Raw genomic sequence first — 24,892 nt, 5'->3', positions numbered from 1 at the left:
GCGTCGGCCTCCGGTGGTGGCCCCTTCACGTTAGGGGCGTCGGGTTGGGTCCGGCTAGGGGCAAAACGGACGCACATCACCTCTGTGTGATGACGCGGCGGCTCACCGTCCTCGATCATTTCCCTCGCGGCGCACGCCAAAACGCCGGCCCGCCGCTCTCGCGGTGGACCGGCGCCGGGACGGTGGGATCAGGCGGCCTGGCGGATGGCCTCGCCCTCGATCTCGATCTTGACCTTCTTGCCGACCATGACGCCGCCGGTCTCCAGGGCGACGTTCCAGGTCAGGCCGAAGTCCTCGCGGTCGATCTCGGTGCTGGCGCTGAAGCCGAAGACGTCGAAGCCGTACGGGCTGCGGTTGACGCCCTCGAACTCGACCTCCAGGTCGACGACGCGGGTGACGTCCTTGATCGTGAGCTCACCCTCGAGCACGAACTCGCTGCCGCTGTGCGACTTCACGCGGGTGCTGCGGAAGGTGAGGACGGGATACTTCTCGGCCTCCAGGAAGTCGCCGCTGACGAGGTGGGCGTCGCGGTCCTTCTGGCCGGTCTGGATGCTGGCGGCCTGGATGGTGGCGACGACGGAGGACGCCAGCGGGTCCTCGTCGACGGTGATGGTGGCGGTGGCGTCGGCGAACTCGCCGCGCACCTTGCTGACCATCATGTGCCGGGCCACGAAACCGACCCGCTTGTGCGCCTGGTCCAGCTCGTACGTGCCGGCAGCCGGGATGACGAGCCCGTCCCAGGTGCGGGTCGCGGCGGCGGTGGTGTCAGACATCGGGTTCTCCTCGGGGAGTGCTGTGCGGGTTGCTGTTGTGTGACGTAGCAACTATACGCACGGCAATATTCCAGCTGTCAAGTACCGCTTGCTACAGTGGGACCATGAGCATCGACTTCGACGACGCGCGCTTCACCGCCGTGGGCCTGTTCACCGAGGCATTCGTCGGGCTCAGCAGCAAGTTCGCGGCCGACTTCGACCGGTACGGCGTCTCCGCCGTCGAGTTCGAGGTCCTCATGCGGCTCGCCCGCTCCCCCGGCAACCAGCTCCGGATGACCGACCTCGCCGCCCAGACCACCCTGTCCACCAGCGGCGTCACCCGGGTCGTGGACCGGATGGAACGCGACGGCCTCGTCGCCCGCCGGGCCTGCCCGACCGACCGCCGCAGCTCCTACGCCACCGTCACCGAGGCCGGCCTGGCCAAGCTCAACGAGATCCTGCCCGGCCACCTCGACCTCATCGACCGCTGGTTCGTCGGCCAGTTCAGCCCCGAACAGCTCGACGAGCTGCTGTCCGCCCTGCGGGTCCTGCGCGACGCCGTGAACCCCTGCGCCACCGTCGGCACGAGCGAACCTGTCGTACCGGCGTCGTAGGTTCGCGGGCATGAAGTACGGCTTCGTGCTGCCCTGGGGCACCGCCCGCGACGCCGCCGACCTCGCCGCCGTCGCCGAACGGCACGGCTGGGACGGCTTCTTCGTCTGGGAACCCGTCTGGGGCGTCGACGCGTGGGTCGCCCTCGGCGCCGCCGCCATGACCACGTCCCGCATCCGCCTCGGCACCCTGCTCACGCCGCTGCCCCGGCGCCGGCCGTGGGACCTCGCCGGCCAGGTCGCCACCGTCGACGGCCTCTCCGGCGGGCGCGTCACCCTCAGCGTCGGCCTGGGCGCCCTGCACGGCGGCTGGACCGCCTTCGAGCGCGACCAGGGCCGCCGCACCCGCGCCGAACAGCTCGACGAGGGCCTCGACGTGCTGCGCGGCCTGCTAGCCGGCCAGCCCTTCACCTACGCGGGCACGCACTACCGGGTCGAGCCCACCGACTTCATGGTGCCGCCGCCGCCCGTGCAACGCCCGCACCCGCCGATCTGGGTCGTCGGCGCCTGGCCCGCGCCGAAGTCGATGCGGCGGGCCGCCCGCGCCGACGGCTGGCTGCCCAACGTCGTGCCCGCGGGCACCGAGTTCACCCCCGCGCTGCTCGCCGAGGGTCTCGCCTGGATCCGCGCCCTGCGGCAGGCCGAGGGGCTGCCCCTCGACGGGTACGACGTCACGGCCGAGGGCGTCACCCCCGCCGGCGACCCGGACGCGGCGCGCGAGAAGGTGGCGCCGTGGGCCGCCGCCGGGGCCACCTGGTGGATCGAGGGCGACTGGTCCGTCGCCCGCGAGCGGGTCCGGGGGTACGCGGAGGAGCGGCTGGCCGCCGGGCCGCCCCGCTGAGCTGCCGCCCCGCCTGCCCGCCGGTGGCGGCAGAACGACCGGCAGAACCGCCGACGGGCCGGGCGTTTCGGGCGGAAATAACCCGATGGTCTCTGCACGCACGGTTAGGGTGGGCGCACGGTTTCACCACGGGGGATGCGGCGAGACCGAGGCACGGCGGGTTCTGACAACGGGGGAGCCTCGTACGCGCCGCGTTTCAAGGGACGTGCCGGCCGTCACCACGACGGCCGACCACGTCCCTTGCTGCATGCGGCCCCGTTTCGCCCGGGCCCGCCGGCTCAGGCGGTGTCGCGGGTGGGCAGCTGCTCGCCGTCCGCCAGGGCCGCCCGGGTGCGCTGCCGCGGCAACAGCACGATGCCGTTCGCCCGGCACACCTTGCCCAGGCACTCCAGCACCACCTGCCGCACCTCCCCCGCCGTCACCCCGGCCAGGCAGGCCAGCGCCTCCGCCGTGTCCCGCGGGTCGCTGCCGTGCTCGAACCACCGCGCCGCCGTCCCGTACGACCGGCGCGCCCGCTCCCGCTGCCCGCGCACCTCCGCGACCGCGCCCTCCACCATCGCCGCCGGGCCGTCCAGCTCCGCGGACGTGCGCCGCAGGTCGGCCAGCACCTCGGTCGCCTCGACCACGCGGCCCGCCTCGGCCAGCGCCAGCCCGGCCGTCGCCAGGGCGCGGCGCCGGTGCGCGGGGGCGCCCAGGTCGTCCAGTGTCGACACCGCCCGGCGGGCCATCGTCTCGGCCTCGGCCAGACTGCCGTCCAGCCGGGCCACGTCCGCCAGGTTCGCCAGCGCCACCGCCCGCAGCCGGTGCTCGCCCGCCTGCGCCGCCAGCCGGTCCACCGCGGTGAGCCGCTGCCGGGCCGCCGGCACGTCACCGGCGCGCAGCTCGTGCCAGGCCAGGTTGTTCTGCGCCACCGCCATGTCCCGGATGCGGCCCGTGCGCCCGGCCAGCGCCAGCACCTCCTCGGCGTGCCCGCGGGCCTCGTCGTAGCCGCCGACCGCCGTGCACAGCCCCGCGAGCAGGGTCCGCGCCGCGAACTGCCCGGGCACGTCGTCGAGCCGGGTGAACGCGTCCAGCGCCGCCCGCGCCGACCCGATCTCGTCGGCCGCCGCGCCGTGCTCCAGCGCCAGCTGCGCCAGCCCGACCTGCGCCCACGCGCGCAGCTCCGGCGCCGCGCCCGCCGTGCGCGGGTCGTCCAGGAGCCGCCGCAGCCACTGCCGGCCCAGCCGGTCCCGGCCGCGGAACCGCCACCACCGCGGCAACGCCGCCGCCAGCCGCAACGCCGTCACCGGGTCGTCGCCCGCCGCGTGCGCCAGCGCCGCCCCCACATCGGCGTTGACGTCGTCCAGCTGCGCCATGGCGTCCGCCGGCCTCGACCCGGCCAGGTCCGGCGCGATCCGCTCCGCGAACCGGGCCAGCACCTCGGCGTGCAGCCGGCTGATCCCGGCCCGCTCGCCCCGGGCGGCGGCCCGCTCGACGCCGAAGTCGCGCACCACGTCGAGCAGCCGGAACCGGAACGCCCCCGACCCGCGCACCCCGAGCAACCCCAGCTCCAGCAACCGGTCCAGCAGCGCCACCGGGTCCGCCGGGCAGCCGCCGCCGGTCAGCATCTGCTCCGCCAGCTCCACCGACCACCGGTTCCGGAACACCGCCAGCAACCGCAGCCCGCGCCGCTCGTCCGGCTCCAGCAGCCGGTAACTCGCCGCTACCGCGTCCCGCAGCGACACCGCCTCGACCCCGGCCGCCCCGGCCAGCGTCACCGCCGCGTCCGGCGCCGTCGCACCCACCCCCGGCCCGGCCGACAGGCCGGTGAGGTCGAGCACCCGGTCCCCGTACCGGTCGAGGATCTCGGTGACCGTGAGGACCCGGCCGCGGGCCGCGGCCAGTTCCAGCGCCAGCGGCAGCCCGCCGAGCCGGCGCAGCAGCGTCACCAGGGCCGGAACCTCGGCGGCCGACAGCGGCTCGCGCCGCACCCGGGCGAGCCGGTCGAGGAACAGGGCCGCGGCAGGATAGGCGGCGACGGCCGCCGGCGGGTCCGGCGGTGCGGCCTCCGCCGTCTCCGCCGCCGGTTCCGGGTCGGGGCTCAGGGCGGGAAGCGGCAACATCGAGGAGCCGGCGCCCGACACGGGCATCAGGTCCGGCTCCGGCCCCGCGGCCACCAGGTCCGGCGGGGGCACCTCCAGCGGCGCCACCGGCCACACCTGCTCCCCCGGCACGCCGATCGGGTGGCGGCCGGTGGCCAGGAAACGCACCGTCGGCACCTTCGCCGCCAGCCACTGCAACGCCTCCGCGACCGCGTCCGGGGCCCGCTCCACCGCGTCCACCAGCACCAGGCCGGGCGTCCCGGCCAGCCGGGCCACCAGATCGTCCGGCCGGCCGACCCGGTACACGGCGGCGATGGTGGTCAGCACGTCCGCGGCCGTCGACACATCGGAGACCACGACGCCCGGCACCCCGCCCGGGTGCCGCTCGGCCAGGGCGTGCGCGACGGTCAGCGCCAGACTCGTCTTGCCCACGCCCGCCAGCCCGACCAGCGTGACCCCCTGCAGCGGGCCGCCCCCGCCCGCGCGGTCGCCGGCGGTGAGACGCGCCGTCAGCTCCGCCACGTCGGCGTCCCGCCCGACCAGCCCCGGCACCGGCGGCAGCGGCGCGACCGGCGGCGGCCCCGACACCTCGGGCGCCTGCCCGCGCGCCGCCGCCAGGAACTCCGCCCGGGCCGCACCCGCCAGATTGAGCGCGGTGGCCAGCAACTCGACGGTGGTCCGCTGCGGCCGGGACGCGTGGCCGCGCTCCAGATCGCGCACCGTCCGCACCCCGATGCCCGCCCGCTCGGCCAGCTCCGCCTGCGTCAGACCGGACCCGCGACGCCGTGCGCGCAGCACGGCGCCGAAGCCCGGCCCGCGCCCCGCCCCGTGCTCCGCCATCACGGTCGAGAGCGTAGACACCCCTGTCTAGCTGCTCGAACCTGCTCGCGGCATCGACGGGAAAGAAATCGTTTCCCCGCAGCAAATGCCGCGACGCGGGGCCGAGAGGGACGCTGTCAGACCCCCAGCGACCGGGCGATGATCATCCGCTGGATCTCCGAGGTGCCCTCGCCGATCTCCAGGATCTTGGCGTCGCGCCAGAAGCGGCCGACGGCGGACTCGTTCATGAAGCCGTAGCCGCCGTGGACCTGGGTGGCGTAGCGGGCGTTGTCGACGGCGGCCTCGCTGGCGTACAGCTTGGCGATGGCGGCCTGGCGCTTGAAGTCCTGGCCGGCCAGCATGCGGGCGGCGGCGTCGTAGTAGGCGAGCCGGGCGGTGTGGGCGCGCATCTCCATGTCGGCGATCATGAACTGGACGGCCTGGAAGTTGCCGATGGGCTGGCCGAACGCCTGCCGCTCGTGGGCGTACTTGAGCGACTCGTCGACGCAGCCCTGGGCGAGGCCGACGGACAGGGCGGCGATGGCGATGCGGCCCTCGTCGAGGATCTGGAGGAACTGGGCGAAGCCGCGGCCGCGCGCGCCGAGCAGGTTCGCGGCGGGCACCCGGCAGTCGTCGAAGGCCAGCTCGTGGGTGTCGGAGCAGTTCCAGCCGACCTTGGAGTAGGCGGGCAGCACGTGGAAGCCGGGGGTGCCGGACGGCACGATGATCGTCGAGAGTTCCTTGCTGCCGTCGGGGTTGGTGCCAGTGACGGCGGTGACGGTGACCAGGGCGGTGATGTCGGTGCCGGAGTTGGTGATGAACGCCTTGGAGCCGTTGATGACCCACTCGCCGGCCGCCTCGTCGAGGACGGCGCGGGTCTGGGTGCCGCCGGCGTCGGAGCCGGTGCCGGGCTCGGTGAGGCCGAAGCCGGCCAGCGCCTCGCCGCTGAGCAGGCGCGGCAGCCATTCGGCCCGCTGGGCGGGGGTGCCGAAGCGGTGGATGGGCATGGCGCCGAGGGAGACGGCGGCTTCCAGGGTGATGGCGACGCTGGAGTCGATTCGGGCGAGTTCCTCCAGCGCCAGGCAGAGGGCGAAGTAGTCGCCGCCCATGCCGCCCTGGTCCTCTGGGAACGGCAGGCCGAACAGGCCCATCTTGCCCATCTGCCGGATGAGGTCGTACGGGAAGGCGTGCTTCTCGTACAGCTCGCCGATGACGGGCGCGACCTGTTCGCGGGCGAACTCGCGGACGGTCTCGCGCAGCGCCTCGTGTTCGTCGCTCAGGCGGAAGTCCATGACGCTCCTCAGACGGGTGTGACGCCGTGCCGGCGCCGGGAGAAGGAACGGTCCTTGCCGCGGGCGGCGGCGTAGCGGCGGATGAGCTCGTCGCGCAGCTGCCCGGGTTCGACGATGGTGTCGATGACGAGTTCGCCGGCGAGCCGGACGAGGTCGATGTCGCGCTCGTACTCCTCGCGCCTCGCCGCGACGAACGCCTCGCGCTCGGACTCGGGCAGGGCGGCGATCTTGTTGGCGTAGACGGCGTTGACGGCCGCCTCCGCGCCCATGACGGCGATCTTGGCGGTGGGCAGGGCGATGGTGGCGTCGGGGTCGAAGCCGGGGCCGGCCATGGCGTACAGGCCGGCGCCGTAGGCCTTGCGGACCACGACGCACATCTTGGGGACGGTGGCCTCACTGATCGCCGAGATCATCTTGGCGCCGTGCCGGATGATGCCCTGCCGCTCGACCGCCGCCCCGACCATGAAACCGGGCACATCGGACAGAAACAGCAGGGGTACGTTGAACGCGTCGCACAGCGACACGAACCGGGACGCCTTGTCGGCGCTGTCGACGAACAGCACCCCGCCCTTGAACATGGAGTTGTTGGCGACGACGCCGACGACCTCGCCGTTCAACCGTCCGAACCCGACGGTCAGCTCCTTCGCCCACAGCGCCTGGATCTCCAGGAACGTGCCGTCGTCGAGCAGCGCCTTCACGTACCGGCGCATGTCGAACGCCTGCCGTTCGCTGGCGGGCACCAGCTCGGCCAGGTCGCCGCGGCCGGGCCCGGTGGCCTCGACGGCGGGCGGGGCGCCCTGGAAGTTGGACGGCAGGTAGGACAGGTAGCGCCGGACGACGTCGAGCGCCTCCTGCTCGGTCTTGCAGAGGAAGTGCCCGACGCCGGACTCGGCGCAGTGCACCCGCGCGCCGCCCATCGCCTCGAGCGTCGTCTTCTCGCCGGTGACCATCTCGACCATGCGGTCGGAGCCGAGGTACATGCTGGCGTTGCCGTCGACCATGGCGACGACGTCGCAGAAGGCCGGGATGTACGCCCCGCCGGCGGCGGACGGGCCGAACAGCGCGCAGACCTGCGGGATGGCGCCGGACGCGCGTACCTGGGTGTGGAAGATCTTGCCGGCGCCGCGGCGGCCGGGGAACAGGTCGACCTGGTCGGTGATCCGGGCCCCTGCGGAGTCGACGAGGTAGATCATGGGGGTGCCGGTGTCGTACGCCCGCTCGATGATCCGGATGATCTTCTCCACCGTGCGGGCACCCCAGGAGCCGGCCTTGACGGTGGAGTCGTTCGCCATGAGGCAGACGGGGCGGCCGTCGACGGTGGCGGTGCCGGTGACGACGCCGTCGGCGGGCAGGCCGTCGGCCAGGGCGTTGGCGTAGAGGCCGTCCTCGACGAAGGAGCCGGGGTCGACGAGCAGGGCGACGCGTTCGCGGGCGAACAGCTTGCCCTTGGCGGCGTTGGCGTCGTGGTACTTGGCGGCGCCGCCGGCCAGGGCGCGCTTGCGGTGCTGCTCGAGCGACACGAGACCTCCCAGGCGACGACCTTAACGATCGTTAGGCTAACGCAGAAGACCCCCGCAACGCCACGGACGGGAGCCCCGCCGTCGCGGGACCCCCGTCCGGGGTGGTGCACCGACGCTGTGGAGGAGCGTCGGCTGGTGCCCGGCACCGGAGTGCCGGTGGGTCACACCCGGGACCGGTGTGACCCGCGCCGGACGCGGCCGTCGCCGGCCGCGTCCCGCGGACTACCTGCTCAGCGCAGGGTGTTCAGCAGGTCCAGCCCACCGAGGTTGAGGCCCTGGCCGTTGAGGCCCTGGGTCACCGCGTCGGTCGGGAGGGCCTCCTGCGAGGCGGCCTTGCGGGCCGACTTGCGGGACTGCTCGCCGTAGCCGTCGCCGTCACCGGTGCCGGTGCCCGGGTCGGTCGGGTCGGTCGGCTCGGTCGGCTCCTCGTCCGGGGTGTCGGTCTCGCCGCCACCGTTGGTGCAGGAACCCTCGCCCGAGCCCTCGCCCAGGATGCCGATGCCGATGCCGGCGACGCAGACCGGCACGTCGACCGGCGCGATGACCTGGGTGCCGTTGCCGACCCCGTTGTTGTCCGTGGACACCTGGGTGGCGTCCTCGGCCGAGTTGCCGCCGCCCGTGTTGTTGCTGACGGAGCCCATGCCGGTGCCCTCGCCCAGGACGCCCAGGCCGACGCCCGCGATGCCGACCGGGATGTCGATCGGGGAGTAGACCTGCGTGCCGTTGGCGACACCGTTGTTGTCCGAGGAGCCCTGGCCGACCGACTCGGTGCTGTTGCCACCGGTGTTGTTGCTGACGGAGCCCTCGCCGTGGCCCTCGCCCAGGATGCCCACGCCCAGGCCGGCCAGGCCGACCGGGATGTTGATCGGCAGGTACGCCTGCGTGGCGTTCAGGATGCCGTTGTTGTCGGTGGCGGCCTGCGTCACGCTCTCGGTCTGCGCGCTCTCGGTGTTGTTGCTGACCGAGCCCTCGCCGTGGCCCTCGCCCAGGATGCCCACGCCGATGCCGGCGATGCCGACCGGGATGCTGACGGGCAGGTAGGCCTGGGTGCCGTTGCCGACACCGTTGTTGTCGGTCGACGCCTGGGTGACGTCCTCGGTGTTCCAGCCGCCCCAGTTGGTGACCTCGCCGGTGCCCGAGCCCTCGCCCAGGATGCCCACGCCCACGCCGGCCACGCCGACCGGGATGTTGATCGGGGCGACGAGCTGGGTGGCGTTCAGGATGCCGTTGTTGCCGTCGGCGACCTGGTCCACGTCGGCGTGCGCCGCGGCCGGAGCGAACAGGAGGGCACCCGCGGCCAGAACGCCAACGCTGAGAGTCTTGCGAACCCAAGTCTTCATGGGGAGAAGATGCCTTTCGGATTATGTTTCAGGATTGGTGTTGAGAACGATCCGTATTCGGTTGTCGGTGATCCCGGGAATCGTGCTGCGGGCGCAGCGGTGCCTGGGCATGACTGCCTGACCCCGCCTGTCGACGTGCGCCGTTGCGGTGACGTGATGTGTGGAAGAAGAACTCCGGCGAGCCGGCCCGGAAAGAGAGCGGGCGGACGCTCGGCACTGACTGACCACCCGGCGGCCGCGCTGAAGCGGGGTCACCGGCGGGTCCCGGCCGTCAGCGGACGGTCCGGGCTACATCACTAGTCAGGTGAGACAGTCGGTGCCTCGGCGTCGTGACGCCGGACCTCGACACTGGTCGCCGCGGGCAGCCGGGAACCGGCGTCCGCATGGCCGACGACCGAGGACGGAACGGTGGCGGACGAGCCACCCTCCGGGGAGGAAGCACCCGACCCGGTGGCCGGTGCTCCACCGACGGCGCCCAGGTGCCCACGCATGGGGGCGTTGTCCGGACGGGTCGGGGCGTCTGTCATGCCCTGGCCCGTCGCGGTGAGGCCGTCGGGAAGGTGCGCTGCGGCGTAACGCTGCAGGGCGAGCAGGGATGCCGTGCCGGTGCCGTGCTCACCGCCGCGGACCTGGTCCGCGGTGGGGGCGAGCGGCAGGCCGGGAACGCCGTCGGCGCTCAGGGCCTGGACCACCGGTGCGTGTGCGGGCACGGCCGGCGCGAAGGAGACGGCCGAGAGGTCCGCGTCCGGGCGCGCCTGTGCCGGGTCGGCCGCGGAGTGCAGCAGATCCGTGAACGGGCGGAGGCTCTGGACGATCGGCTCGGTCGTCGGCAACGGCGTGAGCAGTCCCCGGGTGCCGGCCGGCCCGTCGGTGAGACGGAAGGGTGCGGCCAACACCTTGACGAGTCCGTCGACGCCGTTGGTGGCGGCGAGGACCTCGTCGGTGACGACCGGTGCGGGCGAGGCCGGCACCAGGTCGGTGATGCTGTCGGTCAGGCCCGCCGTCGCGGCCGGCTGGCGTGCCGGCCGGTTCTTGCGCGAGTCCGTGCCCGTGGCGGCCTTCGTGCCGACGACGGTGCCGGTCAGCCGCTCCACACCGTCCAGGACGGTGCGGGTGTCGGCAGCGTCGGTGGCGTCCCGCTCGTCCGCCTCGTTGCCGAGGCCGTTGACGAGCGACACCACGGACAGCCCCTGCTCGGGGGCCGGCGCCGGGTTGTCGGCGGCGTGGGCCGCCGCGCCGGTGAACAGCCAGGCTGCACCGGCGAGACCGCCGACGACGAGGGTACGCAGGCCCCAGCGGAGCCCACGGGTCCTCCGGCGCGCGTCACGGCCCGGCACCTGGGTGGGTGACGGCGGCGTGGCGGCACCGGCGGGCGCGACGCCGGCGGACGGCGTGCGCTCGAAGCGCTCGACCCCCGACCTCGTCATCGCATGCCCCTCGTTGTCGACCGTTTCGTGGCATATGAACCGCAATTGCCACTCGGTATGCGTAACGACGGGATCTCGCGGGGGTCACGCGGACAAATCGGAAAAAATGATCACCGAGTACGTAGGCCGGCCTTCAGCACACCCGACGGCAGCTCCCGGCCGACGATCTCCTGCGCCAGTGCCGCCGCGGCGATCAGCGCGTCCAGGTCGATGCCGGTCTCGTAGCCCATGTCGTGCAGCATGTGCACCACCTCCTCGGTGGCCACGTTGCCCGAGGCGCCGGGCGCGTACGGGCAGCCGCCCAGGCCGCCCACGCTCGCGTCGAACTCCGTCACGCCCAGGTTCAGGGCGGTCAGGATGTTCGCCAGCCCGGTGCCCCGGGTGTTGTGGAAGTGCAGCAGGTCCGGCGTCACCACGGACAGCAGGTCGCGCACCCGCCGGGGCGTACCCATGCCCGTGGTGTCGCCGAAGGCGATGCGGTCCGCGCCGTCCGCGCGGACCCGCTCCACGATGGACCCGACCCGCTCGGGCGGCACGTCGCCCTCGTACGGGCAGCCGAAACTCGTCGCCACGATCACCTCGACGGTGCCGCCCGCGGCGTGGATGAGCGGCACCAGCTGCGCGATGTCGTCGAGGGACTCGTCCGTCGAGCGGTTCAGGTTCTTCCGGTTGTGCGTGTCGCTGGCCGAGACCACGACCTCGATCTCGCGGAAGCCCGCGGCGAGCGCCCGCTGCGCGCCCCGGGTGTTCGGCACCAGTGCGGAGTACCGCACGTCCGGGTCGTGGCGCGAGCGCGCCCAGACCTCGTCCGCGTCCGCCATCTGCGGGATCGCCTTCGGGTGCACGAACGAGACCGCCTCGATCCGGCGCACGCCGGTCGCCGACAGGGCGTCCAGCAGGCGCACCTTGGCGTCCGCCGGGACCGGGTCCTCGTTCTGCAGGCCGTCGCGCGGGCCGACCTCGCGGATGCTGACGAAGCTCATCGCATGCGGCCCACGATGCCGGTGTCGTAGTCGCCGGACAGGAACTCCGCGTTCTCCAGCAGCTCGGCGAAGAACGGCAGGTTGTTCTTCGGCCCGGTGATCTCGAAGCCCGCAACCGCCGCGCGCGCCCGCTCGATCGCCTCGTCGCGGGTGGCGCCGGTGACGATGAGCTTGGCCATCAGCGAGTCGTAGTTCGGGGTGACCGTGGTGCCCTCGGCGTAGCCGGAGTCGACGCGCACGCCCTCGCCCGTCGGCTCGACCCACGTCTTCACGGCGCCGGGGCCGGGCAGGAACCGCTTCGGGTCCTCGGCGTTGACCCGCAGCTCGATCGCGTGCCCGCTGGTCGTCAGCGGGATCTCGACCTCCTCGCCGGAGGCGATCCGCAGCTGCGCCTCGACCAGGTCGATGCCGTGGATGATCTCGGTGATCGGGTGCTCGACCTGGAGCCGGGTGTTCATCTCCAGGAAGAAGAACTCGCCCGTGGTCGGGTCGAGCAGGCACTCGACGGTGCCCGCGTTGCGGTAGTTCACCGCCTCGCCCGCCTTCACGGCGGCGGCCAGGAAGCGCTCGCGCAGCTCCGGCGACACGGCCGGCGACGGGGCCTCCTCCACCAGCTTCTGGTTGCGCCGCTGCACCGAGCACTCGCGCTCGCTCAGGGCCACCACCCGGCCGTCGGCCAGGCCGAGGATCTGCACCTCGACGTGGCGCACCCGCGGGAAGTAGCGCTCGATGAGCACCGAGCCGTCGCCGAACATGCGCTCGGCGAAGCCGCGCACCTTGTCGTACTCGGTGCGCAGGCCGGCCTCGTCGTTCGCCACGGCCATGCCCATGCCGCCGCCGCCCGCCGCGGCCTTCACCATCACCGGGTAGCCGATCGTCGCGGCGGCGTCCAGCGCGGCCTCGACGGTGGCGGCCGGGTCGGTGGTGCCCGGCGCGACGGGCACGCCGGCCTCGGCCATCAGGTTGCGGGCGTTGATCTTGTCGCCCATCGCGGTGATCGCGTCCGCGCTCGGGCCGACCCAGACCAGGCCGTTGGCCTCGACGGCGCGCGCGAAGTCGGCGTTCTCGCTGAGGAACCCGTAACCGGGGTGGATGGCCTGCGCGCCGGTCTGCTTGGCGGCGGCCAGGATCGCCTCGGTGTTGCGGTAGCTCTGCGCCGGGTTCGCCGGTCCGACGCACACCGCCTCGTCCGCCTCCAGCACGAACGGCATCCCGGCGTCCGCCTCGGAGTGCACGGCGATCGCGCGGATCCCCAGCCGCTTGGCGGTGCGGATGATCCGGCGGGCGATCTCCCCACGGTTGGCGATGAGCAGCGACTCGATCATTTCTCTCCCTCGTCCCTTTCGGGGGACGTTACTGCCCGCGCGCCGGTTACCGTCCGGTTGGTGCCGACCCTCACGCGACGGGCTGTCCGCCCCCGGTCAGCGCCGCCGCGGCGGCCTCGCGCAGCAGCGCCGCCCGGCGCCGCCGCTCGACCTCGCCGCCCAGGAACGGCGTCGAGTTCATCAGGCCGAACGCCGCGTGGGCGAGCACCCGCGCCTCGGCCGCGTCGAGCCCCGGGCGCAGCCGGGCCAGCACGCCCACCCACTCCTCGACGTAGAGGCGCTGGAGGCGGCGGATCTGCCGGCGCGGCTCCTCGGGCAGCCGGTCGAGCTCGTGCAGGTGCAGGGCGATCACCGCCGGGTTCGCCAGGGCGAAGTCGACGTGGAAGTCGATGAGGTCGGCGAGCGCCGCGCTGGCGTCGTCGGGGTGCGCGGCGACGCGGTCGCGGCCGCCGTGCAGCAGGCTCTCGCTGACCGGGATGAGCGCCGCGACCAGCATCGCCTCCTTGCCGGCGAAGTGGTGGTACAGCGCGGGACCGGTGACCCCGGCGGCCGAGCCGATGTCGTCCATGGAGACGCCGTGGTAGCCGCGGGAGGCGAACAGACCTACTGCGATCTGCAGGATCTCGTCCCGGCGCGACCGGCGCCGGGGTGCCGGCGGACCGGTCCGCCGCTGCTGATCAACCGTCACCGGCTCACTCTAACCCCTCGTCGGACCCTGGTTACTGAACGGTCGTTTAGTTCTGGCGACCGTCCCGGCTGGTAGGACGGATCAGTCGTCCAGGCCGTGCTCCGCGCGCAGCGCCGCCGCCTCCGCGAACCGGCCCAGCTCGTCCAGCGCCTCCGCGAGCAGCCCCGCCGCCCCGGCCCGCCCCGGCGCCCGCGCGCCCAGCCCGGCCAGCGCCCCCGCCAGCAGCTCCGCCGCGTCCGCCGGGCGGCCAGCCCGCAGCAGCGCCTCGCCCGCCATGACCGCCAGCCGGTCCGCGTCGCCCGTCGCGCCGATCGACCGCAGCCGCTCCGGCGCACCGTCCAGGTACGGCAGCGCCTCGGCGAACCGGCCACGCGCCATCAGCAGCCGGCCCGCCTCGTGGCCCAGCACCGCCCGCTCCCACACCAGCGGCGGCTCACCGGCCAGCTCCGGCGGCAGCGCGTCGTGCCGCCGCACCGCCTGCGCCAGCACCGCCTCGGCCGCCGCCACGTCGTCCGCCCAGTGCAGGGCGGTCAGCCGGCGGCGCAGCACCCGCAGCTCGCCCGCCACGTCGCCCGCCGCCGCGTACGCCTGCGCCGCCGCCTCGAACCGCCGCGCCGCGTCCGCGTCCCGGTCCGCCCGGAACAGCAGCTCGGCCGCCTGCTCCTCGACCTGGCCCCGGCCCGCGTCGTTGCCGCCCAGCCGGCCCACCAGCTCGTCGTACAGCGCCAGCGCCTGCGCCGTCTCGCCGAGCTCCGAGTACACGCCCGCCAGCACGAACCGGGAGTCGTCCGCGGCGGGCACGGCGTCCAGCCGGGTCCACCACGTCACCGCCTCCTCGGCCACCTCGGCCGCCTCCACCAGGCGCCCCGCGTCCCGGTACGCGGCCGCCAGCTCGTGCCGCGCCGCCGCCCCGCCCGCGTCCAGCCCGCGCTCGGCGCACAGCGCCACCACCTCGACGTAGTCGGCCACGGCGTCGCCCGGGCGGTCCTGCGCCACCAGCGCCCGCGCCCGGGCCAGCCGCGCGTCCAGCGCCCGGTCCGCCGGGCCCGCCGCCAGCGCGTCCGACGCCGCCGCCACGGCCGCCACCGGGTCCGGCGACCCGGCCGCCACGACCAGCGCCGCCGCCGCGAACCGGTCCGCCGGGCCGTGCGCCCGGTAGAACGCCACCGCCGGCGCGGCCGCCTCCGCCGCCTCAGGCCCGCGGCCCAGGTTCGCCAGCGTGGTCGCCCGGCGCAGCGCGATCCGCGCCGTCAGGCGCTCGTCGCCCGCCCCGGCCGCCACCGCGTCCGCCTCGCCGAACGCCGCCAGCGCCGCATCGCCCCGGCCGGTCACCGCCAGCGCCAGCGCCTGCCGCGCCCACGCCGCCGCCAGCCGGGCCGGTTCGCCGCCGGCCCGCAGCTGGTACGCCAGGTCCGCGGCCACCGCCTCGGCGCCCGCCTCCGCGTCGCCGGTCAGGCAGGCCGCCACGCCCCACGCCGCCCGGCTGCGGTGCGCGCGCCGCTCGTCGCCCGCCGCCGCGTACCGCTCGGCCGCCGACCGCCACGCCGCCATCGCGCCCGCCGCGTCCCGGGCCAGCCACGACTGGTCGCCCGCGACGTCCGTGCGCCGCGCCGCCAACAGCGCGTCCGCCGGCTCCGGGAACCGGGCGTCGAACGCCGCCAGCACCGCCGCGACCGCCTCGTCGGCGTCGGCGTCGGCGTACCGCTCGGCCAGGTCGAGCAGCTCGGCCGCCGAGGCGTCCGCCGGGACCCGCGCCGGCTCCGGGGCCGGGACCGCGACCGCGACCGGCACGGCCGCGGGCGCCCGCCGGGCCGACGGCGACAGCGGCAGCGCGTCCGGGAACGGCGCCGCGCCCAGCCGCTCCGCGACCCGCCGGCCCTGCTCACCCGTGCCGTTGCGGGCGTCGAAGCGCGCCGCCAGCGCCGTCGCGTACGCCGCCAGCTCCTCGCCCAGCTCCGCCGCCGGAGTGTCCCCCGCGGACCGCCGGTGCACCGGCACCGCCCCGTGCCCGGTGGCGGCCAGGCGGCGCAGCAGCAGCGCCGCCGACGCCGCGAACACCATGCCCGCCGCCGGCGACGGCGCCCGGTCCAGCCAGTCCACGTGCCGCTGCAGGATCTCCAGGCCGCGGTGCTCGTTGCCGGTGCGCGCGCAGAACGCGATGTGGTCGCCGATGTCCCACAGGTCCGCCACGTTGCCGCGGACCAGCCGGTACGCCCGCCGGTGCGCGTCCGCCGCCGCGTCCCCGCGGCCCGTGCGCACGTACGGCTCCAGCAGCCCGATCAGGATGCCCTGCGGCTGCTCCGTGCAGGTCAGCCGCCCGGCCAGCACCGGCTCGGCCAGCGCCACCGCCTCGTCGTCGCGGCCCTGGAACGCCAGCCACGACACCTGCGCCGACGGGTCGCAGCCCGCGCAGTCCGACAGGTCGTCGCGCGGCGTCGTCAGCCACCGCTCGTACCAGCCGGCCGCCGCGTCCAGGTCGCCGACGTGGCGGGCCACCAGGAACCGGTGCTTGTACACGGCCTGCAGGCTGTGGCCGCCCTCCCGGTAGCGCCGCTCCATGTCGTCGAGCACCGCGTACGTGCGGCTCAGCGGCACCTCGGGGAATTTGGTCAGCGCCACGACCATGTACTTGAAGTACCAGAGCAGGTTGTGCTCCCAGGTCGCGTGGAACGGCGCCGGGTCGCGGTCGTGGTCGGCCAGCAGCCAGGCGAACGTCACGAACGACTTGCCCTGCTCGCCGCCGTACACGTAGGCCGTCGTGGCGAAGATCCGGGCGGCGTACGCCAGCTCCCGGTCGCCCGCCGCGTCCGCGTGCCGCAGCACCTGCTCCACCAGGGCGATCTGCGCCGCCCCGTACGGCAGCTGCCGCGCCTCGTGCAGCAGCCGCCACAGCTCGTCGACGGACTTCACGCCTGCTCCCCCGGCACCGCGCGGCCGAGCAGGCCCAGGAACGAGGTGTTCAGCAGCGCCGCGTCCGCCGGCCGGATCGGGTGGTAGCCGAGCAGCAGCGCCTGCCCGTACAGCGCCTCCACCGCCAGCGCCACCAGTTCCGGGTCCGCCAGGGCGGTGACCCGGCGCACCAGCGGGTTGCGGTGGTTCAGCACCAGCTGCGGCCGGTCCGGCGGGCCGGCGTCGGCGATCGCGTCCAGCACCCCGCCCCACAGCTCGTCGGCGCGCTCCCGGGTGGCCTGCAGCTCGTCGTGGAACGCCGCCGACCGGGTCACCAGGTACAGCGCCGGTAGTGACGCCGGCTCGAACGCGCGCACCACCACCTCGCAGCCCAGCCGGTCGAGCCGCCGCTGCGCCGCCGCCAGGAACGGCCGCAGCGCCAGCTCCGCCGCCGGGTCCAGCAGGTCGAACCGGGTGGTCAGGTCCGACGGCTCCAGCCGCTCGACCACCGCGTCGCGGTCCAGCCCGCGCAGCCGCTCGATGATCTCCGCGTCGTACGTGTAGCCCGCGTTCACCACCGCCAGGTCCTGCGCCGCCGCCACCGCCGCGAGCTGCCGGAACTCGTCCAGCGTCGCCGCGTACCGGATGCCGCCGTGCTGCCGGCGGAACTCGGCCAGCGTCATCCGCCCGACGTTCGTCTCCATCGGCCACCACTGCTCGACCAGGCGCAGCATCTCGTCGTCGTGCAGGGCCAGCGCCTTCACGCCCAGGTGGTGCACCTGGAGGAACTCGGCCAGCCGGCGCGGGTCCAGCCGCGACAGCCGCACCAGCCAGCCGCGCAGCTGGTCGGCGATCGCCTCCCGGGTCGACTCCAGCAGGCCGTCCTCGTACAGCGCCTCGCGGCTGGCGGTGGGTCGCAGCTCGCCCGCGTCCACCACGCACCGGGCGAAGAACGCCCACTCCGGCAGCAGCCCCTCGACGCTCTCCGCCAGCAGCATCCGCTTCAGGTACACCCGGTGCCCGCCGCGCGCCGCCGGATTGACGGGGGTGGGCAGCACGAACGCGGCGCCGGTCAGCCCCGCCTCGGGCACGTTCAGCGGGATCACGTCGAACGGGGTGAACCCGAACGTGCGCTCCGCGTACGCCGTCAGCGCCCGGTCGTCGCCCAGCAGCCACGGCGGGTCGCCAGCGGTGGTGGCGACGCCGTCGACGCGCACGTCCACCGGCAGCAGCGAGCCGAACAGCTGCGCCAGGCCCGTCACCGTGGCGCCCGACAGCCAGTGCTCGGCGCCGCGCCGGGGCAGCAGCGTGACCGTCGTGCCCGGTTCGCGGTCCGCGCCCGGCGCCACCTCGTACCGGCCGTCGGCGAAGCCCGTCCACAGCACCGCGGGGGCGCCCGCCCGCCGGGTGTGCACCCGGATCTCGTCGGCCACCAGGAAGCAGGACAGCAGGCCGATGCCGAACTGGCCCAGGAACTCGTGCCGGGCGAAGCCCAGCTCGTCCCGCTTGGAGCTGCGGCCGATCGTGGCGAGCAGCTCGTGCACCTGGGCCTCGGTGAGCCCGATGCCGTTGTCGGCGACGCGCAGCACCCCGTCGCCCGTCTCGATGCGCACCGCGCCCGCCGGGGCCTCCGGGTCGCCGGCGCGGCGGGCGGTGATCGCGTCGAGGGCGTTCTGCAGCAGCTCGCGCGCGTACACCCGGGGGCTCGCGTACAGGTGGTGGCTGAGCAGGTCGACGATGCCGCGCAGGTCGACCTGGAAGGCGTTGCTCACGGCCGGTCAGGCTACCGAGATCAACGCCGTTTCGTGGTCCCGTTTTCGGTCCGTCCACCACGGCCTTGTCGCCAGCGCCGCCAGCGCCGCCCCCAGCGTGTTGACCAGCACGTCGTCCACGCTGGACACCCGGCCGACGTCCGCCACCCACTGCGCCGCCTCGATGCCCGCCGACGCCACCGCGGCCAGCAGCACGATCCGCGGCAGCGTCGCCACCGGCCGCCACAGCACCGGCAGGAACGCGCCCACCGCGGCCAGCGCCAGCAGGTTGCCGCCCACCTGCTCGGCCGCCGTCAGCCACGACCCGTCGAACCACGACGGCACGTCGCGCAGCGGCCGCAACGCCAGCGACCGCGGCGCCGGCTGCGGCGTGAACAGCATGACCAGGAACGGCACGGTGCCCGCGACCAGCCCGACCACGGCGGCGGCCCGCCGCCGCCCCAGCCGCCCCACCAGCAGCAGGTATGCGACCACGCCGCCGACCGGCAGGACGATCAGCGCCGCGACGATCGTGGCGCCGTGGTCGCGCCAGGCCGCGCTCACGCGAGCGTGCCCGGTTCACCGCCCTGCACGATCGGCGCCCGGACCAGGTTCCCCCACTCCGTCCACGAGCCGTCGTAGTTGCGCACCCGCGGATAGCCCAGCAGGTGGTGCAGCACGAACCAGGTGTGGCTCGACCGCTCGCCGATCCGGCAGTACGCGATCACGTCGTCACCCGGGTCCAGCCCCAGCCCGTCGCCGTAGATCGCCCGCAGCTCCTCCGCCGGCCGGAACGTGCCGTCGTCGTTCGCCGCCGCCTTCCACGGCTTGTTCAGCGCCCCGGGGATGTGCCCGCCGCGCAGCGCCCCCTCCTGCGGGTACGCCGGCATGTGCGTCAGCTCGCCCGTGTACTCCTGCGGCGACCGCACGTCCACCAGCGGCCGCCCCGCCCCCACGTGCTCGACCACCTGCTCCCGGTACGCCCGCACCGGCGCGTCGTCACGCGTCGGCGTCGGGTAGTCGCCCGGCGCGCGGTCCGGCCGGTCCCGGGTCAGCTCGCGCCCCTCGGCGACCCACTTCTGCCGGCCGCCGTCGAGCAGCCGCACGTCCGGGTGCCCGAACAGCGTGAACACCCACAGCGCGTACGCCGCCCACCAGTTGAAGTTGTCGCCGTAGAACACGACGGTGTCGGCGCGGTTGATGCCCTTGGCCGTGCACAGCCGGGCGAAGTCCACCGCCGTCAGGTAGTCGCGGGTCACCTGGTCGTTCAGTTCGGTGTGCCAGTCGACCTTCACCGCGCCCGGGATGTGCCCGGTGTCGTAGAGCAGCACGTCCTCGTCCGACTCGACGACGACCAGTCCGGGGGCGCCGAGATTCGCGGCGAGCCACTCGGTGGTGACGAGCTTGTCGGGGTGGGCGTACGCCTGCAGCTGGGGCGCGGGATCGTTCGGAACGGCCATGGTGGTAACGCTATCCCTGGCGGGACTCCACCGGTTCCAGGTGGGGGCGCTTGGCGGTGATCAGGTCGCCCGACGAGCGGCCCGTCAGCCGGCGCTTGATCCACGGCGCCAGGTGCTGGCCGGCCCAGCGCAGGTCCGCCTGCCGCGCCGCGAGCCACGGGGTGGCGGCCGGGCGGGGCGGGACGATGAGCCAGTCCTCGTCGGCGCCGACGCCGAGGGCGGTGAGGACGTGGGCGGCGACGCGGCGGTGGCCGGCGGCGCTCATGTGCAGGCGGTCCTCGCTCCACAGGGCGGGGTTGCGGAACTCGTCGTCGGCGAACAGGTCGACGAGGGTGGCGCCGTGCTTCTCGGCGACCTCGCCGACGCCCCGGTTGAGGATGGCGACGCGGGGCGCGAGCATGCGCTGGCCGGGCAGGCGGGCGAGGACGTCGGCGAAGCGGAACATGACGACGTCGGCGCCGGTGGCGCGCAGCCGGCCGATCACCGTGTCGAGGCGGCCGACGAGCTCGTGCGGTTCGCAGCGGCGGCGCAGCACGTCGTTGCCGCCGGCGGCGAAGCTGACCAGGCCGGGCTTCATCGCGAGCGCGGGTTCGACCTGGTCGGCGACGACGCGGTCGAACAGGCGGCCGCGGACGGCCAGGTTGGCGTACCCGAAGCCGGGGCCGGCCTCGGCGGCGAGGCGGACGGCGACGAGGTCGGCCCAGCCGCGGTAGCTGCCGTCGGGGTACGTGTCGTCCATGCCCTCGGTGAAGCTGTCCCCCACCGCGACGTAGCTGCCCCAGCGCACGCCGATACCCCCTTCTCGGTTCCGGGCGGCCGGTCGGCGCCCGCTCAGCAACGACCGCGCCGACGCGCCGGTTATTCCGGCGACCGGCGGAGTGTGCCTCATTACGCTGCAACGATGCTGCTGCGGATGTCGAGCCTGTTCCTGCGGACCCTGCGCGAGGACCCGGCGGACGCCGAGGTGCCGAGCCACCGCCTGCTCGTGCGCGCCGGTTTCGTCCGCCGCGCCGCCCCGGGCGGCTACACGTGGCTGCCGCTGGGCCTGCTGGTGCTGGACCGGGTGGCGGCGATCGTGCGCGAGGAGATGGCCGGCATCGGCGGCCAGCAGGTGCACTTCCCGGCGCTGCTGCCGCGGGAGCCGTACGAGACGAGCGGGCGCTGGACGGCGTACGGCGACGACATCTTCACGCTGAAGGACCGGCGCGGGGCGGACCACCTGCTGGCGCCGACGCACGAGGAGATGGTGACGCTGCTGGTGCAGGACGTCACGTCGTCGTACCGGGACTTCCCGCTGATCCTGTTCCAGATCCAGACGAAGTTCCGGGACGAGGCGCGGCCGCGGGCGGGGGTGCTGCGCGGGCGCGAGTTCCTGATGAAGGACGCGTACTCGTTCGACCTGGACGACGTGGGCCTTGCCGCCGCGTACGACGCGCACCGGGCCGCGTACCAGCGCATCTTCGCCCGGCTGGGGCTGGAGACGACGATCGTGTCGGCGGTGTCGGGGGCGATGGGCGGCTCGGCGTCGGAGGAGTTCCTGGCGTCGACGCCGGTCGGCGAGGACACGTTCGTGGGCTGCACGGCGTGCGACTACGCGGCGAACACCGAGGCGGTGGTGACGCCCCCGGCCCCGGCGGTGACGGCGGAGCACCCGCCGCTGGAGGCGCACGACACCCCGGACACCCCGACGATCGCCTCGCTGGTCGACCACGCCAACGCGCACCGGCTGGCGGGCCGCGCCGACTGGACGGCCGCCGACACCCTGAAGAACGTGGTGGTCCGGGCGGGCGGCGACCTGGTCGCGGTGGGCGTGCCCGGCGACCGCGAGGTCGACCTGAAGCGGCTCGGCGCGGCGCTCGGCGCCGACGTGGCGATGTTCGACGACTTCCCGTCGCGGCCGGACCTGGTCCGCGGCTACATCGGCCCGCAGGGCCTGGGCCTGCGCTACCTGGTCGACCCGCGGGTGGCGCCGGGCTCGGCGTGGCTGACCGGCGCGAACGAGCCGGGCCGGCACGCCACGAACGTGGTGAGCGGCCGCGACTTCGTGCCCGACGGCGTGGTGGAGGCCGCGGACGTGCGCGCCGGCGACCGGTGCCCGGCGTGCGCGGACGGCGAGCTGACCATCCGCCGCGGCATCGAGGTGGGCCACATCTTCCAGCTCGGCCGCCGCTACACCGACGCGTTCGGCCTGGACGTGCTGGGCGCCGACGGCAAGCCGGTGCGCCCCACGATGGGCTGCTACGGCATCGGCGTGACCCGCTGCGTCGCCACGATCGCCGAGCAGCACCACGACGAGCGGGGGCTGGTCTGGCCGCGCGCGGTCGCGCCCGCCGACGTGCACGTGGTCGCGGCCGGCAAGGCCGGCCACGTCCAGGCCGCCCTCGACCTGGCCGCCGAGCTGACCGGCCGCGGCCTGCGCGTGCTGGTCGACGACCGCGCCGTGTCGCCCGGCGTCAAGTTCACCGACGCCGAACTGATCGGCGTCCCGACCATCGTGGTGGTCGGCCGCCGCCTGGCCGAGGGCCTGGTGGAGGTCCGGGACAGGGCATCGGGTACGCGCGCCGACGTGTCCCTGGCGTCCGTCACCGAGACGGTCCTGGGCGGCGTGTGAGCACCGTGATCAGGGGGTATCGCTGACGCATGGCACGGTTGACGGTTGCTGACCTGATGACCCGCGAGGTGGTCTACCTGCCCGCGGAGACCACCCTGGACGAGGCGGCGCAGGCGATGCGCGACGGCCGCATCGGCGACGTGCTCGTCACCCGCGGCCCCACCCTGTCCGGCCTGGTGACCGACCGCGACATCGTGATCCGGGCCATCGCGGAGGGCCGCTCGCCGAAGGACGCGACGCTGGGCGACATCGAGAGCCGCGAACTGCTGATGATCGAGGAGTTGGCGGGCGTCGCCGAGGCCCTGCAGGTCATGCACGACCGCAACGTACGCCGCCTGCTCGTCTGCGACGCCGACCGGCACATCGCCGGCATCATCTCGCTGTCCGACGTGGCGATGCACCCGCGCACGTCGGCCCTGCTCGCCGACGACTCCGGCCCGACGGCCATGGCCGTCCCCGCGGCCCGCGTCGCCGACCCGGCGTAGCCTCGCCGGTGTGCCCGACATCCCGCCGAAGCTGACCGAGATCGTCGACGACTTCGCGAGCGCCCCGCGCGACGTGGTGCTCGAGATGCTGCTGGAGTTCTCCGACGCCGTCCCGCCCCTGCCCCCGGAGCTGACCGGCCACGACGGCATGGAACAGGTCCCGGAGTGCCAGACGCAGTTCTTCCTGCGCGCCGAGGTGCAGCCGGACCGCACCGTGCGCACCTGGTTCGACTGCCCGCCGGAGGCGCCCACCACCCGCGCGTTCGCCGGCATCCTCGCCGAGGGCCTGGCCGGCGCCACCGCCGACGAGGTGCTCGCCGTCCCCGACGACCTGTACCAGCGCATGGGCCTGGCCACCGTGATCAGCCCGCTGCGGGTGCGCGGCGGCACCGCCGTCCTCGCCCGGCTCAAGCGGCAGGTGCGGGAACAGGCGGACGACCGGCCGCGTTGAGCCCCGTCGTGGAGATCGAGATCTGGACCGACGTCGTCTGCCCGTGGTGCTACATCGGCAAGCGGCGCATGGACAGCGCGGTGGCCGCGTACCCGGGTGACGTGACCGTGACGTACCGCGCGTACCAGCTGGACCCGACGCCGGTGCGCGAGCCGCAACCGCTGGTCGACGCCCTCGCCGCGAAGTTCGGCGGCCCGGAGCAGGTCACCGCCATGACGTCCCGCGTGACGGACATCGCCGCCGCCGACGGCCTCCGGCTCGACTTCTCCCGCGCCGTCGCGGCCAACACCTTCGACACCCACCGGCTGATCCGCTGGGCGGGCAGCCACGGCCGCCAGGCGGAGCTGCTGGAGGCGGCCCACCGCGCCCACTTCACCGACGGCGTCGACCTCAACTCGCACGACGCCCTCGCCGGCCTCGCCGCCGAGATGGGCCTGGACGCCGCGTCCGCCCGCGCCTACCTGGCCTCGTCCGACGGTGCCGACGAGGTGCGCGCCGAGTTCGCCGCCGCCCGTGAGCTGGGTGTCTCCAGCGTGCCGACGTTCGTGCTGGCCGGGAAGTACGCGGTGGTCGGCGCCCAGGACTCCGCCACGCTGCTCGCCGCCCTGGAGCAGGTGGCCCGCCGCGAGGCCGCCGCCGCCTGACGGCGCGTCAGGCGGTCCGCGCCTCCAAGACCGCCAGGTCCCGCTCGGCGTACAGCCGGTGCTCGTACTCCTCGTTGAGGATGATCGACAGGCAGTCCCGCACGGCGTAGCTGCGCGGGCCCGGCCACCCGGGCGCCTCGACCGGCTCGGTGTGCCCGGCGAGCGCCTCGTCGGTCAGCCCGTCGAGCACCCGCCGCATCATGGCCATCCGGTCCCGCCGCAGCTCCAGCACCGTGCCGAGCGCGGGCCGGGCCGCGCGGTCGCGCGGCACGCCCGGCACGTCGGCCATCTCGTCGAACGGCAGCGCCAGCGGATGCCAGGGCGCCGGATCGCCCAGCACGACCCGGCCGATCCACGAGTCGGTCGCGAACACCAGGTGCCGCAACGTCTCGACGAACGACCACTCCCCGTCGACCGACTCGTGCAGCAGCTCCTCGGGCAGCCGGGCCGCCCGCTCGACGGTCCCCCGCCAACGCTCCCCGATCAGGTCCCACGCCCGGCGGAAGCCGGCCGCGTCGTCCGGTCGCATCAGGACGCGGTCGGGGTCGCGGCGGTCCAGCTCGGCGAGGATCAGGGGCGCGACGTCGACGCCGTTGATGACCAGGTTGCTGACCTCGCCGTTGATGTCGACGTCGACCAGCTCGACGCCGCGCATGACCGCCCCGGTGAGGTCGGCGCCGTGGAACCGCGCGCCGCTGAGATCGGCGCCGCGGAACTCGGCACCGCTGAGATCGGCACGGTCGAACCGGGCGCCCTTCAGGTCGGCACCGTCGAACCGGGCTTCCTTCGGGTCGGCGCCGGGGAAGCCTGTTTCCGCGGGCCGCCGCTGCTGCGGATCCGAGCCCGCCGCGTCCGAGCCCGCCGCGTCCGAGCCCGCCGCGTCCGAGCCCGCCGCGTCCGAGCCCGCCGCGTCCGAGCCCGC

21 protein-coding genes are annotated in these 24,892 nt (G+C 74.6%); 6 read left to right on the top strand and 15 right to left on the bottom strand.

Going from position 1 to position 24,892, the window contains the following annotated elements; translation table 11 throughout:
- Positions 1-188 precede the first annotated feature (188 nt).
- A complete protein-coding gene (locus Sya03_RS10050; RefSeq protein WP_203937954.1) occupies positions 189-773 on the bottom strand; it encodes a YceI family protein in 585 nt (194 codons plus the stop codon).
- A gap of 104 nt (positions 774-877) precedes the next feature.
- Here Sya03_RS10050 and Sya03_RS10045 point away from each other — a divergent pair, with 104 nt between their 5' ends.
- On the top strand, positions 878-1,366 hold the full coding sequence (locus Sya03_RS10045; protein ID WP_203937953.1) for a MarR family winged helix-turn-helix transcriptional regulator: 489 nt from the start codon (positions 878-880) through the stop codon (positions 1,364-1,366).
- A 10-nt stretch (positions 1,367-1,376) separates the two neighbouring features.
- The gene (locus Sya03_RS10040) at positions 1,377-2,204 is read left to right on the top strand and encodes an LLM class flavin-dependent oxidoreductase (RefSeq protein WP_203937952.1); all 828 of its coding nucleotides are present in this window, start codon (positions 1,377-1,379) and stop codon (positions 2,202-2,204) included.
- Positions 2,205-2,482: 278 nt separating this feature from the next.
- Here Sya03_RS10040 and Sya03_RS10035 read toward each other — a convergent pair whose 3' ends face one another.
- The 13 genes from Sya03_RS10035 to Sya03_RS09975 all read right to left on the bottom strand — a co-directional run bounded on the left by Sya03_RS10035 (position 2,483) and on the right by Sya03_RS09975 (position 20,566).
- Complete coding sequence (locus Sya03_RS10035) at positions 2,483-5,125, bottom strand: ATP-binding protein (RefSeq protein ID WP_203938091.1); 2,643 nt, start codon at positions 5,123-5,125, stop codon at positions 2,483-2,485.
- 116 nt (positions 5,126-5,241) lie between these two features.
- Positions 5,242-6,396: an acyl-CoA dehydrogenase family protein gene (locus Sya03_RS10030; protein ID WP_203937951.1), complete on the bottom strand. Its 1,155-nt coding sequence runs from the start codon at positions 6,394-6,396 to the stop codon at positions 5,242-5,244.
- A gap of 8 nt (positions 6,397-6,404) precedes the next feature.
- Complete coding sequence (locus Sya03_RS10025; protein WP_239107289.1) at positions 6,405-7,916, bottom strand: acyl-CoA carboxylase subunit beta; 1,512 nt, start codon at positions 7,914-7,916, stop codon at positions 6,405-6,407.
- Between the two features lie 230 nt (positions 7,917-8,146).
- The gene (locus tag Sya03_RS10020) at positions 8,147-9,256 is read right to left on the bottom strand and encodes a hypothetical protein (RefSeq protein WP_203937950.1); all 1,110 of its coding nucleotides are present in this window, start codon (positions 9,254-9,256) and stop codon (positions 8,147-8,149) included.
- 296 nt (positions 9,257-9,552) lie between these two features.
- Complete coding sequence (locus Sya03_RS10015; protein WP_203937949.1) at positions 9,553-10,683, bottom strand: hypothetical protein; 1,131 nt, start codon at positions 10,681-10,683, stop codon at positions 9,553-9,555.
- 110 nt (positions 10,684-10,793) lie between these two features.
- Positions 10,794-11,666 (bottom strand): hydroxymethylglutaryl-CoA lyase, encoded by an 873-nt coding sequence (locus Sya03_RS10010; RefSeq protein WP_203937948.1) that lies wholly within the window; start codon positions 11,664-11,666, stop codon positions 10,794-10,796.
- On the bottom strand, positions 11,663-12,991 hold the full coding sequence (locus tag Sya03_RS10005) for an acetyl-CoA carboxylase biotin carboxylase subunit (RefSeq protein WP_203937947.1): 1,329 nt from the start codon (positions 12,989-12,991) through the stop codon (positions 11,663-11,665). Before Sya03_RS10005 ends, Sya03_RS10010 begins: the two co-directional genes overlap by 4 nt.
- Before the next feature lie 70 nt (positions 12,992-13,061).
- A complete protein-coding gene (locus Sya03_RS10000; protein ID WP_203937946.1) occupies positions 13,062-13,679 on the bottom strand; it encodes a TetR/AcrR family transcriptional regulator in 618 nt (205 codons plus the stop codon).
- Between the two features lie 81 nt (positions 13,680-13,760).
- The gene (locus tag Sya03_RS09995) at positions 13,761-16,589 is read right to left on the bottom strand and encodes a tetratricopeptide repeat protein (RefSeq protein ID WP_203937945.1); all 2,829 of its coding nucleotides are present in this window, start codon (positions 16,587-16,589) and stop codon (positions 13,761-13,763) included.
- Entirely contained in the window at positions 16,586-18,340 is a 1,755-nt protein-coding gene (locus Sya03_RS09990; protein ID WP_203937944.1) for an HSP90 family protein, read from the bottom strand. The genes Sya03_RS09995 and Sya03_RS09990 overlap by 4 nt, the downstream gene beginning before the upstream one ends.
- 6 nt (positions 18,341-18,346) lie before the next feature.
- Complete coding sequence (locus tag Sya03_RS09985) at positions 18,347-18,883, bottom strand: VanZ family protein (RefSeq protein ID WP_203937943.1); 537 nt, start codon at positions 18,881-18,883, stop codon at positions 18,347-18,349.
- The gene (locus Sya03_RS09980) at positions 18,880-19,779 is read right to left on the bottom strand and encodes a sulfurtransferase (protein WP_203937942.1); all 900 of its coding nucleotides are present in this window, start codon (positions 19,777-19,779) and stop codon (positions 18,880-18,882) included. Before Sya03_RS09980 ends, Sya03_RS09985 begins: the two co-directional genes overlap by 4 nt.
- A gap of 10 nt (positions 19,780-19,789) precedes the next feature.
- Positions 19,790-20,566 (bottom strand): SGNH/GDSL hydrolase family protein, encoded by a 777-nt coding sequence (locus Sya03_RS09975; protein WP_203937941.1) that lies wholly within the window; start codon positions 20,564-20,566, stop codon positions 19,790-19,792.
- Between the two features lie 114 nt (positions 20,567-20,680).
- Between Sya03_RS09975 and Sya03_RS09970 the strand changes: the two genes are divergently transcribed.
- The 4 genes from Sya03_RS09970 to Sya03_RS09955 are packed head-to-tail and all read left to right on the top strand — an operon-like array spanning position 20,681 to position 23,970.
- Positions 20,681-22,390 (top strand): proline--tRNA ligase, encoded by a 1,710-nt coding sequence (locus tag Sya03_RS09970; protein WP_203937940.1) that lies wholly within the window; start codon positions 20,681-20,683, stop codon positions 22,388-22,390.
- Positions 22,391-22,419: 29 nt separating this feature from the next.
- On the top strand, positions 22,420-22,875 hold the full coding sequence (locus tag Sya03_RS09965; protein WP_203937939.1) for a CBS domain-containing protein: 456 nt from the start codon (positions 22,420-22,422) through the stop codon (positions 22,873-22,875).
- 10 nt (positions 22,876-22,885) lie between these two features.
- Positions 22,886-23,326, top strand: a complete 441-nt coding sequence (locus Sya03_RS09960) for a SufE family protein (RefSeq protein WP_203937938.1) — start codon at positions 22,886-22,888, stop codon at positions 23,324-23,326.
- Positions 23,327-23,334: 8 nt separating this feature from the next.
- Positions 23,335-23,970 (top strand): DsbA family oxidoreductase, encoded by a 636-nt coding sequence (locus tag Sya03_RS09955; RefSeq protein WP_203937937.1) that lies wholly within the window; start codon positions 23,335-23,337, stop codon positions 23,968-23,970.
- Positions 23,971-23,977: 7 nt separating this feature from the next.
- Here Sya03_RS09955 and Sya03_RS09950 read toward each other — a convergent pair.
- Positions 23,978-24,892, bottom strand: a 915-nt coding sequence (locus tag Sya03_RS09950) for a DinB family protein (protein ID WP_203937936.1), incomplete at its 5' end; no start/stop codon positions are given.

Origin of the sequence: Spirilliplanes yamanashiensis, assembly GCF_016863475.1 — a bacterium.
GTDB lineage: Bacteria > Actinomycetota > Actinomycetes > Mycobacteriales > Micromonosporaceae > Spirilliplanes > Spirilliplanes yamanashiensis.
Note: the sequence above shows the minus strand (reverse complement) of the source record. Positions and strands in the feature narration are given on the sequence as shown.